A 14087-nucleotide genomic window follows, 5' to 3' on the forward strand; every position below is an offset into this window, starting at 1 on the left:
GATAGACGCAACCGCTAGAAATCGTACTAATGGAGGATATCCCGGTGAATCCGATTTATGAATTCGTGGAAACGGACGAGGCATTGCCATTCGATGTATCGCTGCACAGCGTGAACTACGTGCCTAATCACTGGCATAACAGCATGGAAATCATCTTTGTGCTTCGGGGTACCTTGGAAGCGACGGTGAATCAGCGGAAATATGCCTTGTCCGAAGGGGACGTGCTGCTGATCAATCAAGGCCATGTTCACGAAGTCATTGGGCTGGACGTCAATATCATTGCGACGTTTCTTATCCCGTCCAAGTATATGAAGGATCACGTGAACGGCGTCGAAGCCATCAATTTCGCATGTTATTCGGGGGAGGCCGGCAAGGAAGAGAAGCTGGCGTTGGACCGCATCCGCCAATGCCTGGCGGAGATGGTGCAGTTGAAGCACAAGAAGGGGGAGGGCTATGAGCTCGACATGCAGGCGCGCATGCTGAGCGTCTTTTCGATCCTCCTGAAGCAATTCAAGCGGCCCGCGATCGAAGGCGTAATGAATGAGAAGTATATGGATCGGATGCTGCGCATCATTACCTTTATCGACGAGTATTATCAGGAGCCGATCACGCTGCAGGCGATCGCCGAGCGGGAATATTTGTCCGTGCCGTATTTGTCCAAATTTTTCAGCGAGAACATCGGCCTGAACTTCCAGGCTTATCTGACCAGCATCCGCTTGAAAAACACCGTTGAGGATCTGTTGCGGTATGCCGACGCGCCGATCGCAGACCTGGCCATGAACCACGGGTTTCCGAATGCCAAGTCTTTTTACGCCGCCTTCAAAGCAAAGTATCATATGACGCCCAACGAGTATCGCAAGCAATACCGGCCGCCAACGGATCACAAGGAAAAGTCTTCTGACAACTATTTGGCGTTCAATCAGACCAGCGCGCTGGGCATCATCAACCAGTATTTGCAGCGCAGCCAATCCGTTGGCATGGCCGATGATATTCGCGAGGTGGAAGAGACCGCCTCTGAAGTGGATCTGTCCGTCCCGGGCGAGCCGATTCGGCATACGTGGAAGCAGTTGATCACGATCGGCAAAGCGAAGGAAGGCTTGCATGCCGATGTTCAGGACCAGTTGCGCCATGTTCAGCGGATATGCCCCTTCCGCTATTTGCGGTTCCACGGCATCTTCGACGATGCAATGATGGTATATGACGAGGACGAGGCGGGACAGCCCCGGTTTAATTTCCGGTTCGTGGACCAGTTGTTCGATTTCCTGCTCTCCGTCGGTCTGAAGCCGTTCGTGGAGCTGGGCTTCATGCCCTCCTTGCTGGCGGACGATCCGGGCAAGAAGGTGTTCTACAAGGCAAGCTGCGTCAGCAAGCCGAAATCGATCGACCGGTGGTGCCTGCTGGTGGACCGGTTCCTTCGCCACTGCCTGAACCGTTACGGGGCGGAGGAAGTGGAGACCTGGAAGTTCGAATTTTGGAATGAGCCAGAGCTGAAGACGTTCTGGCCGGGAACGTTGACGGAATATATGGAGCTGTATCTGCGGACCTATCAGACCTTGAAGGGCGTATCGGAGCGGCTGCGCATCGGCGCGCCCGGCCGCATCATTACCATTCGTTTGCAACGGCTGAATGACGAATTTTTTGCGTTCTGCCGCCGCAATCAGTGCTTGCCGGACTTTATTCCGCTGCACTTCTATCCGCATGAAAATATGGAGGGCATGCTCTATTCAGAATCGGGGGATCCGCTGCCGCTGCAGCCGTACCGCCGAATTTTGGAGGAGTTCATCGGGATTTCCCCGAATCCGGATTTTTTGCGGGATATGCTGGCGCATGAGATGGAGCTGCTCGCCGAGCAAGGGTTGTCCGGCAAAGAGTTGGTTCTCACGGAATGGAATTCGACCGCGTACCATCGGGAATTAACGAATGACACCGTATATAAGGCGGCCTATCTCGCCAAAAACATTATCGATAATCTGGACAGCATCAGCGGCTTCGGCTACTGGGTGCTGAGCGACAATATCGAGGAGACCGCCGCCTCGGCCCATCTGTATCACGGAGGACTCGGACTGATCGCCCAGCACGGCATTCCGAAGGCCGCGTTCGTTGCGTACGAGCTGCTCGCCAAGCTCGGAGATCGTCTCCTTGCCCGCGGAGATCGCTTCATCGCGACCGCCGGCCGCGGGGGGTATCAGATCCTGACCTTCAATTACTGTCATTTCGACGACCTGTATGCGATGGGGGATACGTCCTTCATCAATGCCACGAACCGGTATAACGGGTTCAAGGATGAAAAAACGGTAAAAATGCAGGTCGAGCTAAAAGGAATCCGCCCCGGCGCCTACCGGGTGGTCACCTATACGATCGGCCGCAAGCACGGGAGCAGCTATGACCGCTGGGTGGAGATGGGAGCGCCCGAGCCGCTGGCTGCCGAGGATATCGCTTACCTGAAGGCGAATTCCGGCCCCCGGATGCATGTCCAGTATGTCGATCTGGAAGAAGACCGCAGAACCTATGTATCGGTGCTGGAGCCTCACGGGGTGCAGCTGATGGAGCTGATCCCGGTGTATTGACGATTGAGTCACTTTTTAATCTCGGATCACGATTCCATGAAAGCGTTTGTAAAAAAGACGTTAAAAATAACTACAGAAGACTATAAATAGCCGCCTGTCTCGGAACAGGGGCTTTTTTTTATAATGTATTTGCAAACGTTTTCAATTCTCTCTTAGGAGGAACTTACGATGGCTGAACCAATGATAAAAGGGCAAGTCCGAACTCCGCTGGGCCGGTTGACGTTCGGCATCATCTTCGGTTATGGCTGCATGATGCTCGGGCTCATGACTCCGGCAATACTGCTGCTCACCTTCAAAATGATTGAGGTCGATCCGAATGGCTACACCGCTTCGTACGGCTTAGTCGCCGGCGTCGGCGCATTTTTCGCCCTGATCGGGAACCCGCTCGGGGGCGCGATCAGCGACCGGACGAACATCTCTTTCGGACGAAGACGGACATGGATATTCCTCGGCCCGCTGGTTGGATGCGCTGCGCTGCTGTGGGTGGGGATGGCCACGGAAATATGGCAAATCCTGATCGGCTGGGCGATTGCGCAGCTGTTCTTCAACTTCGGCATGGCGGCTTATACGGCGCTTATCCCGGATCAGGTCATGGAGGAGAGACAGGGAACGATATCCGGTATGGTCGGGCTCGTCTTGCCGGCGGCCGTATGCATCGGTATGGTGCTGATGATGCTGATGAACTCCGCCTCCTCGGACATGAAATGGATGGTGATTGCGATCATCGGCATCGCGGGTCCGGTTGTCAGTTTATTTGTGATTCGCGACGGCAAGGTAGAGATTGTGAAGACCGGGCAGCAGAAGCTGTCGGTCGGCGAGAAAATCAGCAAAATCTATCCGAGCCCAAGAAAGTTCCCGGAATTCACCTGGGCACTCGTCTCGAAGTTCCTGCTGATGATGGGATATTGCAGCACGCTGTACTTGACGGTCATGCTGGTGAACCGGATGGGCTATACAGAGAGTCAAGCGACGAATAGCGTCGGCACCCTTAACATTGTTTGCTTGCTTGCGTCGGCGGTAACGAGTATTTTAGGCGGCATCCTGTCCGACAAATTCAAGAAGCAGAAGCCATTCTTATATGGTTCGGCGTTCATTATGGTGCTGGGTATCTTGCTGTTTGGCTTTGTGCCTCAATATACGGCATTTATTGTAGCGTCCGCCATCATCGGCTTGGGCTTCGGCTGCTTCAGCGCTGTCGATATGGCATTGGTGGCCCGGATTCTTCCGCGGAAGGAGGATGCCGCCAAAGACTTCGGCCTGATGAACGTCGCCAATGCGCTGCCGCAATCGATCGTGCCGGCGATCGCTCCGCTGCTGCTCGGCATCGGCGGCTGGACGTTCTTCTATATCGTGTTGGCGCTCTGCGTCGTGCTGGGCATGGTGGCCGTCAAGCCTTTGCCGGAAATCGGACAGAAGAACAAAGACATTTCATTACCGCGAACGGGAGGATTATCGCATGAGTAGGCAAGTGAAAGACATCATAAAAGAAATGACACTGGAAGAAAAAGCAAGTCTGTGCTCGGGACTGAATATGTGGCAGACGAAGGCGGTCGAGCGGGTGGGCATCCCCTCCATCGTCATGACCGACGGCCCGCACGGGCTTCGCAAGCAAGCGAATCCGGCCGATATGTCGAGCAAGACCGTTCCGGCGACATGCTTTCCGAGCGGTGCCGGTCTCGCGTCCTCATGGGATCGGGAGCTTATCGAGGAAGTGGGGGCTGCCCTCGGGGAAGAATGCCAGGCGGAGGATGTTCAGATTCTGCTTGGCCCCGCGGTGAACATTAAGCGTTCTCCGCTGTGCGGCCGCAATTTCGAATATTTCTCGGAGGATCCGTATCTGTCTTCGGAAATGGGCGCCCATCATGTGCGTGGAGTGCAAGGGCAGGGTGTCGGCACTTCGGTCAAGCACTTCGCGGTCAACAATCAGGAAACGCTGCGCAATTCCATCAATGCGGTCGTCGACGAGCGGTCATTGCATGAAATCTACTTGCGCAGCTTCGAAGGTCCGGTTATGGACGGGAAGGCGTGGACCGTCATGTGCGCCTACAACCAGGTGAACGGCGAGTTCTGCTCCGAGCACTCGCAGCTGCTGACGGACGTGCTGAAGGAAGCTTGGAAGCATGAAGGCTTCGTGATGACGGACTGGGGCGCGATTAACGAACGGGTGAAGGGATTGAAGGCAGGGCTTGAGCTGGAAATGCCTTATGCCGGACCGGATCACGACCAATTGATCGTCGATGCGGTGCGATCGGGCGAGCTGGATGAAGCGGTCCTGGATCAGGCGGTGGAGCGTCTGCTAACTGTTATTTTCCATGCCTATGACAATAAGAAACCGGGCTTCACCTACGACAAGGAAGCGCATCATGTCTTGGCGCGGCGGGCGGCGGCGGAATGCATGGTCTTGCTTAAAAACGATGGCGGCCTCCTTCCGCTGGATAAAAAGCAATCCGTCGCGGTGATCGGCGCCTTCGCGGCGCAGCCTCGCTACCAGGGCGGCGGCAGCTCGCATATTGTGCCGACGCGGATGGACACCGCGCTCGAATTCATGAAGGAGACGGCGGAAGGGGAGGTCGCCTTCGCTCCCGGCTATCGGCTCGAGGAGGACGCGATCGATGAAGCTCTCATCGCGGAAGCGGCAGAGCTGGCCGCGAGCGTGGATATCGCCGTTATCTTTGCCGGTCTGCCGGATGCCTTCGAATCGGAGGGACTGGACCGGACCCATCTCGACATGCCGGCGTCGCATTGCGCTTTAATCGAGCGCGTAGCGGCCGTGCAGCCGAATACGGTTGTCGTCCTGTCCAACGGATCGCCGGTGGCGATGCCATGGCTGCCCAAGGTGAAGGCGGTGCTCGAGGGCTACTTGGGCGGGCAAGCGGCAGGCAGCGCGGCGGCGGACGTGCTCTACGGCGATGTCAATCCGAGCGGGAAGCTGGCGGAAACGTTCCCTGTCTCGCTGGAGCAAACGCCATCCTATCTTAACTTCCCGGGCGGGAAAAAAGAAGTATTTTACGGGGAAGGGATATTTGTCGGTTACCGCTACTATGAGACGAAGAAAGAAACGCCGCTGTTCCCGTTCGGGCACGGTCTCAGCTATACGACGTTCGCTTATGAACAAATTCAAATCGACAAGTCAAGCATGAAGGATACGGACACGGCTACCGTAACCGTTACGGTGCGCAATACGGGCAGCCGCGCAGGGAAGGAAGTCGTGCAGCTCTATGTGAAGCATGCCGGCAGCAGCGTGGTTAGACCGGTGAAGGAGCTGAAGGGATTTGCCAAGATCAGCCTGGAAGCCGGCGAAGCGGCAGCGGTCAGCTTCACTCTGGACAAACGCTCCTTTGCCTATTTTAATACCGATATTCACGACTGGTTCGCCGAGAGCGGAACCTATGAGATTCTGGTCGGCCCTTCCTCGGCGGATACGCCGCTGACGGCAGCGCTAGACGTTCATTCGACAGCGGTTCCGTTCGCGAAGGTGACCCGCACTACGCGCTTCCATGAGCTGCTGGCGATTCCGGCCACGGCTCAGCTCGCCGAGCAAGCGATGAACGACAGCTTGGAGAGCGTGAAGCAAATGGGGGCGATGTTCGCGGAGAGCATGGATGACAGCGGCCTGGCGCAGCTGTTCGAAGCCGTCGCGGAGTGGAAAAAATATGACGGGCTTCGCTCCTTGTCGGGCATGATGGGCAGCGGTATGACAGAAGCCGAGCTGGAGCAGCTGATTGAGCGGCTGAATGAAGCCTTGGGATTGAAGTAAAGAGAATGGATAGCGGAGGGATTGGAGACGTGACACAGAAAAAGACAACGGTCGCACGGCAAGAAGAAACCATTGCGTATGTACACAATAAGCAAGGGCCGACGCTCGGATATTCCAAGGCGTCAGGCGTCTCGATATTGGAGCAGGACGGATTCTATTTCAAGGATTTGAATCGGAGTGGAACCCTGGATAAATACGAAGATTGGCGGCTGCCCGCGGAGGAGCGGGCGAAGGACCTCGCTTCCAAGATGTCGATTGAGCAAATCGCGGGCTTGATGCTGTACAGCCGGCATCAAGCCATTCCGGCGGCAAGCGGCGGCTGGTTCGCGAGCACCTATGACGGCAAACCCTATGAAGAGAGCGGCGCGAAGCCGTGGGATCTGACGGATGAGCAGATCAAGTTCCTGACGGAGGATCATGTGCGGCATATTCTGGTCACCTCGGTGGAGAGCCCCGAGACGGCGGCCCGATGGAGCAATGCGGTGCAGGCCTTCGCGGAAGGCACGGGCTTGGGCATTCCGGCCAACAATAGCTCCGACCCGCGGCACAGCTCTGATTCCAGCTCCGAGTTCAATGCCGGGGCAGGAGGCGCCATCTCGATGTGGCCCGAGCCGCTTGGCCTGGCGGCTGCCTTCGACCCGGAGCTGGTGCGCCGGTTCGGCGAGATCGCGGCCAAGGAATACCGGGCGCTTGGCATCGCCACGGCCTTGTCGCCGCAGATTGATATCGCGACCGACCCGCGCTGGTTCCGGTTCAACGGTACCTTCGGCGAAGACTCGCGTCTGGCGACGGATATGGGGCGCGCCTATATCGACGGCTTCCAGAGCTCGGCGGACGACGCCGAGATCGCGGACGGCTGGGGATATGACAGCGTCAATGCGATGGTGAAGCACTGGCCGGGAGGCGGCTCTGGCGAAGGCGGACGGGATGCGCATTATGCGTGCGGGAAATACGCGGTCTACCCGGGGAACAACTTCGAGGAGCATCTGAAGCCGTTCACGGAGGGAGCCTTCCGGCTTGACGGACCTACGAAGATGGCCTCCGCGGTCATGCCGTACTACACGATATCCACCGATCAGGATACCGTTAACGGGGAGAATGTCGGCAATTCATATAACACCTATCTCATCCGTGATCTGCTGCGGGGGCAATACGGGTATGATGGCGTCGTCTGCACGGACTGGCTGATTACCGCCGATGAATCGGGCGGCAAGGACAGCTTCCTGTCGGGTAAGCCGTGGGGCGTCGAGGAGTTGTCCGTCGCCGAGCGGCATTACAAGCTTATGATGGCCGGCGTCGATCAATTCGGCGGCAACAACGAGGTCCAACCCGTGCTGGAAGCATACCGCATGGGCGTGGCGGAGCTTGGCGAGGAGGCCATGCGGAAGCGGTTCGAGCAGTCTGCGGTGCGGCTGCTGGCCAATATGTTCCGTCTCGGTCTCTTCGAGAACCCGTATCTGGACGCCGAGGCGAGCGCGCGGGTTGTCGGGAACCCCAACTACATGCAGGCCGGTTATGAAGCGCAGCTCAAGTCGATCGTGATGCTCAAGAACAAGAGCGGAGTCCTGCCGCTCAAGCCTGGCAGCACGGTCTATATTCCGCAGCGGTACACGCCGCCAGGGAAGGATTGGTTCGGCAATCCGACGCCGGAGACGCTCGAATATCCCCTTAATCTGGAGATTGCCGCAAATTATTTCAAGGTGACGGATAATCCGGATGAGGCCGATTTCGCGCTCGTCTGCATGCGCAGTCCGAAGTCGGGGACGGGATTTAGCCAGGAAGATGCGGACAATGGCGGGAACGGGTATGTGCCGATCAGCTTGCAGTATAAGCCCTATACGGCAGTGCAGGCGCGCAAGCAGAGCCTGGCCAGGGATGTCCGGGAAGGAGATGCGCAGAACCGTTCCTACTACGGCAAAACGGTGACGACCCATAACGAAGCTGATCTGGACGCCCTGCTGGATACGGCGGAGCGGATGAAGGGCAAGCCGGTCATCGTCTCCCTCTTGCTGTCCACCCCGGCAGTCGTCGCTGAATTCGAGACTGCGGCAGACGGAATCCTCGCTCACTTCGGCGTCCAAGATCAGGCCATCCTCGATGTGCTGACCGGAGCCTCGGTGCCATCCGGACTTTTGCCGATGCAGATGCCCGCCAATATGGAGACCGTGGAAGCGCAGCTGGAGGATGCCGCTCATGACATGGAGTGTCATGCCGATTCGGAGAACCATCGGTATGATTTCGGGTTCGGGCTCAATTGGAGCGGCGTGATACAGGACAGCCGGACAGAGAAATACAAAAAAGATCGCAGTGAATGATCTGACAAGCAACGAGTGAGGGGAGAAGGCCGTGCCACGCGATGTGGCCCGGCCTTTCTGCATCCGAATCCAGATGTGGACAGACCGTACAAAAAAAGGTATTGCCAAATCGAACGGAACTGGATATTATTAACTCATATTCATTCGCGGGCCACAAAGTTAAAGCCCTTTAACTTTTAGGAGAGAGGTTCGTAAGCGTATTCATTGATGCGTTGCCGATAGCTAAGGCCCATACTGGGCAGGAGAATGAGACCGCGGAGAAGAGGGCTGTTTTGCATTAAAGTTAAAGCGATTTAATTTAATGGGGCTTGGGAAGCACTGCTGACTGCATAAAAAGGGGGAGGGGTTGTGAGGATGAAGCTATCTGAGTCCAAGCGCGACAATATGTATTTTTACTTATTTATTTCGCCGTGGCTGATTGGATTTATCGTTTTTGCGCTATACCCGATTCTGGCATCACTGTATTACAGCTTCACCGATTATGACATTATCAGCAGTCCGCATTTTATCGGTCTCGATAATTACAAAGAACTGTTCGAGGATGAATTGTTCTATAAATCGATTGCCGTCACGCTGAAGTACACCTTGATTAGCGTTCCGTTAGGGCTATTTTTATCGTTGATTTTCGCGATGCTGATTAATATGAAGATCCCGGCGCGCGGATTTTTCCGCACTGCGATGTATTTCCCGAGCATGGTCTCCGGCGTGTCGATGTCGCTGCTCTGGTTCTGGATTTTCAATCCGGAGGTTGGTGTGTTCAACTATATTCTGTCCTGGTTCGGGGTGAAAGGACCGGCATGGTTCCTCGATGAGAACTTTGCCATCTGGGCGTTAATCATTATGACGTTCTGGGGCGTAGGCGCGGGGATGATCATATTCCTGGCCGGCTTGCAGGGCGTTCCGAGCAGCCTGCTGGAAGCGGCGAAGCTGGATGGCGCAGGCCGCTGGACAACGTTCTGGAATGTTACGTTCCCGATGATTTCACCGGTATTTTTATTCCAGTTGATTATGTCGGTCATTGAATCGTTCCAGGTCTTTACCCAAGCTTATGTTATGACCCAAGGCGGCCCGAATTATTCCACCCGGTTCTATGTCTATAACGTCTATGTAAGCGCGTTCAAAGACTTCCGGCTCGGATATGCGTCGGCGATGGCCTGGCTGCTGCTGCTTGCGATTCTCATCATTACGGTCATCATTATGCAATCATCGAACCGGTTTGTCTACTATGAAGGAGGGCGGGAGTAATGAGCGGCAGTGCGATGGATACGAATCCGAAGCTTAGCGGGGATCGCAAGAAAAGAATGACCCCGGGACAAATGTTCGCCTTCCTATTATTGATTGCCATTACGGTGACGATGCTGTTCCCGCTGGTGTTCATGGTGTCGACGGCATTGAAAACATCGAAGGAAATGCTTCAGTTTCCGCCAACCATTATTCCGCAGACGTTTGCTTGGGATAATTTCAAGACGCTGTTCACCGACAACGAGATCAAGTTCGGGATTTTATACAAGAACAGTCTCATCATTGCCGCATTCTCGGTGTTCGGCACGGTTCTGTCTTCCTCGCTGGTGGCCTACGGGTTTTCCCGATTCCGGGCCAGAGGCAAAAAGCTGATGTTCATGCTGATGATTTCGACGATGATGCTGCCTTATCCGGCCGTCATGATACCGCAATTTTTGCTCTTTTCCAAGCTGGGGTGGATGAATACGTTTTTGCCGCTCACCGTACCGACGTTTTTCGGTTCCGCTTATCAGATCTTTTTGCTGAGACAGTTTTTCATGTCGCTGCCGAATGAATTATATGATTCCGGTAAAATCGACGGCTGCGGCGAATTTCGGATGTTCTGGAACATCGCGCTGCCGCTGTCCGGCCCGGCCTTGGCTACCGTTGCCATCTTCACATTCATATGGACATGGAACGATCTGTTGGGCCCGGTCTTGTACTTGAGCTCGCAAGATAAATTCACTTTGCCGGTCGGTCTGGCGGCGATGATGTCGTCCAAGTTCCGAATTGCTCCTTACAACTTGTTGATGTGCGCATCGATAATGACCACCTTGCCGGTCGTCGCGATCTTCGCCGTCGCACAGAAGCGCTTCACAGAGGGGATTGTGCTGACAGGTATTAAGTAATTGATTCCGCGTTCCGCCATCAATTACTTGATATACTCTAATACGTTTAAGGGGGATGTATGGAATGAAGCAAGGCAACAAAAAGTGGTTCATGCTGCTGAGCCTGACCCTCGCTGTCGCGATGCTCTTGTCCGCTTGCGGCGGGGGAGAAGGGGACAACGGCTCGGGACCGGTGACGATTACGTATTATACGATCGACTCTCCGGACCGGACGTATGTCGAGAAGCTGATTCCGGACTTCGAAAGCAAGCATCCGAATATTAAAGTCAAAGTAGAAAAAGCGCCTTATGAGCAATTTGATTCCAAATTGCAGGCGAATATCGCGGCGAAAAACGCGCCCGACGTGACGTCTCACTTCGGCTACGGCGGCTTCGCCGAGTATTTTAATAAGGATTTGCTGGCCGATTTGACCGCAATTATGAAGGAAGACAACTTCAACCCGGCCGATTACGGCATCAAAGAAGAGCTGATGGACATTTATAAAGTGCAGGACAAAACATACGGCATTCCGTTCAGCAACTATGTAACGATACTGCTCTATAATAAAGACTTGTTCGATAAAGCAGGCGTGCCGTATCCTCCTTCGGACTATGAGGATCCGAGCTGGACGTTCGATAAAATGGTCGAGCTGGCCGAAAAGCTAACCATTCGCGACGATGATATCGAGAAAGCGCAGTATGGCGTCGATTTCAACTGGGGCGAGCTGGATATGAGACCGGCCTACTTCGGGGCCATAGTCTATTCCGATGACACGTGGACGAACGGCGGCAAGCCAAGCGAGACGCATTTCGATTCGCCGGAAGCGATTGCCGCATATAAGAAATGGATTGGACTCATCTGGGATAAGCAGGTCTCTCCATCTCCGGCCTGGTCCAAGTCCGTGGCAGGACAATTCGGCGATCCGTTCCTGTCCGGCAAAATCGGCATGTCGGTGGGCGGCTCCTGGAATTTGGCGAGTCAGGATCAATACAACTTCAAGGTCGGAGTCGCTGCCGTTCCGTTCGGCGGCAATGAGAAGGAACGAAGCGTACTGTATGTTGACCCGCTGTTCGTACTGAAAGATTCCAAGCATCCGAAGGAAGCCTATGAATTCATTAAATATATGATCTCCAAGGATGTGCAGGAAAAATCGATCGAATTGAGCGGCGGCACGCCTCCGATCAATGAGCAGGCGAAAGAAAAATACTACAATAACTTCGAAGGCGTAGATCCGCAAGTTATTAAAAACGTATATGACGGAGCCAACAAATACGGCGTAGAATCGTTCAACCATTTGGTCGCGAACTACTCGCAAATCAATGAATTGTTCATTAATGAGTTCGCCGCCGCCCAGAACAATACCAGGAGTGTTGAAGAAGTGATGCCAGAGATTCAGAAAAAATTAGATAAGCTGTTGGAACGGGTAAATCGATAAGGCGGTTGTGACAATTCTAAGGATAGATCAGATTACAATGAGATAGCTGAGAGAAGGACGGCATCGATAGCGATGCTGTCCTTTTGCATTTTGGCGATTCGGTTACCAGTCTACCTGCCGGCCGTGCGCCAGTTCCCATTCTTCCCAGGACACTACGCTTAATTCTGGCTGCGGCTTATCGGGCAGCATGGAGAGAAATTCGAGAGAATGTCCGTCGGGGTCGGCAAAGTAGATCGATACGGCTGGCATCCATGCAAAGACAAAGGGGCGTTCCGTGCCATCATTCAAGAAGTTCCGCACAGGAAGTCCGCGTTCTTGTAAAAACGGAACTGCATGCTTCATATGATCGATCGTCGTGTGAAAGGCAAAGTGCTGCCGAATGACTTGAGCCGGTTCTTTTTCCCATATGCCGAGCATTGCTTTTCCTCTCTCACCAATCCAATAGAATCTTACTCGCCGATTGTCGTGATAGGCAAATTCCAGACCAAGCGTGTTCTCGTAAAATTCGGCTGATCGTTCCAGATTGGTCACATGGATATGTGTCTCGAACAAACCTTGTATCAAAGCATTCACCTCCTTATTGGAAAGTATATTCCAAGTTGACGAATAGAAGTAGAATACGGATGCAGAACATCAATTCATGTAACAGGAAAAACACAACATTTCGGGAATAGGTATAGATGGATATCAAGATTGCCGCGGCTAAGGGAGTGCTCTTCTCGGGGCTGGGGAATTCGTTCTCACTGGATCGCACTCGGCGGAAATTCGCCATTCTGAACGCAGATGACGAGGCGTCGGCCTATTTCCGCGACCTGACGTCAGCACAGGTGATTACATATGGAATTCATAAGGATGCCGATGTGAGAGCGGCAGAGATTCAATTGACTTCGCGAGGAACAACCTTCATGCTGCATTCCTTCGCAGGAACGATGGCGATGGAATTGAAGTTGGTCGGCATGTTCAATGTATACAACGCGCTCGCTGCGAACGGCACGGCACTTGCGGAGCGCATTACGCTTGAGATGATCCGGCAAGGACTGGCAGACTTGACGAGTGTGCCCGGCCGGATGGAGGTCATTGACGAAGGACAGGATTTTCTTGTGCTGGCCGATTACGCCCACACACCGGACGGCTTAGATAAGGCACTCAGCGCTGTGCGCGAATTCGCGGAAGGCAAGATCATCACCGTGTTCGGCTGCGGCGGGGACCGAGATCGGAGCAAACGGCCGCTTATGGGCCAATTGGCCGCAAAATACAATGATGTAGTCATCGTCACTTCCGATAATCCTCGCAGTGAAGATCCGGTAAGCATCCTGAAAGATATCGAGAAGGGCATGCATGAAAACGGAGCCCGCGAAGCATCGTATGTCCTCATTGAAGATCGAAGGCAAGCGATTGTCCGGGAGATTGGGATAGCCGGCCCAGGCGATATCGTGTTCATTGCGGGCAAAGGTCATGAAACCTATCAATTGATCAACGAGCAGACGCTGCATTTTGATGACCGGGATGAGGCGAGGGAAGCGATCCGGCAAAAAATGCTGGCCGAGCGGAAGAGGCAGTGACGGGAAATCGGAATCAGTCCATTGAGCCAACGTATAACAACATGGCATGTTACGTATATTATAGAGCGTATCATGATAGAGGCCCAGATGGAGGTTGATAGGAATGAATACGCAAAGAGCGATCGAAATCTCAGCATCGCCGGTTATGGTAGACGTGACTTACCAAGGGGAGCCCGTATACATTCAACATGTGAATGAAGAGGACGGCATCGCAAGAATTTACCCTCTTAGCCATCCGGAAGAGGAACGGGACGTTCCGGTTAACATGCTTAGCGAACGGTGAATAACAAGGAGGCGGCCTGGCCGCCTCCTGTTACTTTCTACAGAACATCGCAGCCGCTCC

The 14087-nt window shown here is 54.3% G+C and carries 10 protein-coding genes; 9 read left to right on the forward strand and 1 reads right to left on the reverse strand.

Annotation, left to right across the window (positions count from 1 at the left end):
* Positions 1–44 precede the first annotated feature (44 nt).
* The 7 genes from FLT43_RS01505 to FLT43_RS01535 all read left to right on the forward strand — a co-directional run bounded on the left by FLT43_RS01505 (position 45) and on the right by FLT43_RS01535 (position 12182).
* Entirely contained in the window at positions 45–2567 is a 2523-nt protein-coding gene (locus tag FLT43_RS01505) for a GH39 family glycosyl hydrolase (protein ID WP_244194275.1), read from the forward strand.
* Positions 2568–2735: 168 nt separating this feature from the next.
* Positions 2736–4031, forward strand: a complete 1296-nt coding sequence (locus tag FLT43_RS01510) for an MFS transporter (RefSeq protein ID WP_087443657.1) — start codon at positions 2736–2738, stop codon at positions 4029–4031.
* Positions 4024–6324 (forward strand): beta-glucosidase family protein, encoded by a 2301-nt coding sequence (locus tag FLT43_RS01515; RefSeq protein ID WP_087443656.1) that lies wholly within the window; start codon positions 4024–4026, stop codon positions 6322–6324. Before FLT43_RS01510 ends, FLT43_RS01515 begins: the two co-directional genes overlap by 8 nt.
* Before the next feature lie 5 nt (positions 6325–6329).
* The gene (locus FLT43_RS01520; RefSeq protein WP_087443655.1) at positions 6330–8639 is read left to right on the forward strand and encodes a glycoside hydrolase family 3 protein; all 2310 of its coding nucleotides are present in this window, start codon (positions 6330–6332) and stop codon (positions 8637–8639) included.
* Between the two features lie 354 nt (positions 8640–8993).
* Entirely contained in the window at positions 8994–9884 is an 891-nt protein-coding gene (locus FLT43_RS01525; protein ID WP_087443654.1) for a carbohydrate ABC transporter permease, read from the forward strand.
* Positions 9884–10768, forward strand: a complete 885-nt coding sequence (locus FLT43_RS01530) for a carbohydrate ABC transporter permease (protein WP_087443653.1) — start codon at positions 9884–9886, stop codon at positions 10766–10768. The genes FLT43_RS01525 and FLT43_RS01530 overlap by 1 nt, the downstream gene beginning before the upstream one ends.
* 64 nt (positions 10769–10832) lie before the next feature.
* Positions 10833–12182, forward strand: coding sequence for an ABC transporter substrate-binding protein (locus tag FLT43_RS01535; protein WP_087443652.1), 1350 nt, complete (start codon positions 10833–10835; stop codon positions 12180–12182).
* Between the two features lie 102 nt (positions 12183–12284).
* Here the strand turns inward: FLT43_RS01535 and FLT43_RS01540 are convergent, their stop codons facing one another.
* A complete protein-coding gene (locus tag FLT43_RS01540; RefSeq protein ID WP_087443651.1) occupies positions 12285–12746 on the reverse strand; it encodes a VOC family protein in 462 nt (153 codons plus the stop codon).
* 116 nt (positions 12747–12862) lie between these two features.
* Between FLT43_RS01540 and FLT43_RS01545 the strand changes: the two genes are divergently transcribed.
* Complete coding sequence (locus tag FLT43_RS01545) at positions 12863–13744, forward strand: Mur ligase family protein (RefSeq protein ID WP_244194273.1); 882 nt, start codon at positions 12863–12865, stop codon at positions 13742–13744.
* A 103-nt stretch (positions 13745–13847) separates the two neighbouring features.
* Complete coding sequence (locus FLT43_RS01550) at positions 13848–14027, forward strand: H-type small acid-soluble spore protein (protein ID WP_087443650.1); 180 nt, start codon at positions 13848–13850, stop codon at positions 14025–14027.
* The last annotated feature ends 60 nt before the right edge of the window (positions 14028–14087 follow it).

Source organism: Paenibacillus thiaminolyticus (genome assembly GCF_007066085.1).
GTDB classification, from domain to species: domain Bacteria; phylum Bacillota; class Bacilli; order Paenibacillales; family Paenibacillaceae; genus Paenibacillus_B; species Paenibacillus_B thiaminolyticus.

Coding starts and splice junctions, on each gene's coding strand:
- FLT43_RS01535 (WP_087443652.1), top strand. CDS start 10,833: ATGAAGCAAGGCAACAAAAAGTGGTTCATGCTGCTGAGCCTGACCCTC.
- FLT43_RS01545 (WP_244194273.1), top strand. CDS start 12,863: ATGGATATCAAGATTGCCGCGGCTAAGGGAGTGCTCTTCTCGGGGCTG.
- FLT43_RS01520 (WP_087443655.1), top strand. CDS start 6,330: ATGGATAGCGGAGGGATTGGAGACGTGACACAGAAAAAGACAACGGTC.
- FLT43_RS01525 (WP_087443654.1), top strand. CDS start 8,994: ATGAAGCTATCTGAGTCCAAGCGCGACAATATGTATTTTTACTTATTT.
- FLT43_RS01550 (WP_087443650.1), top strand. CDS start 13,848: ATGAATACGCAAAGAGCGATCGAAATCTCAGCATCGCCGGTTATGGTA.
- FLT43_RS01530 (WP_087443653.1), top strand. CDS start 9,884: ATGAGCGGCAGTGCGATGGATACGAATCCGAAGCTTAGCGGGGATCGC.
- FLT43_RS01510 (WP_087443657.1), top strand. CDS start 2,736: ATGGCTGAACCAATGATAAAAGGGCAAGTCCGAACTCCGCTGGGCCGG.
- FLT43_RS01515 (WP_087443656.1), top strand. CDS start 4,024: ATGAGTAGGCAAGTGAAAGACATCATAAAAGAAATGACACTGGAAGAA.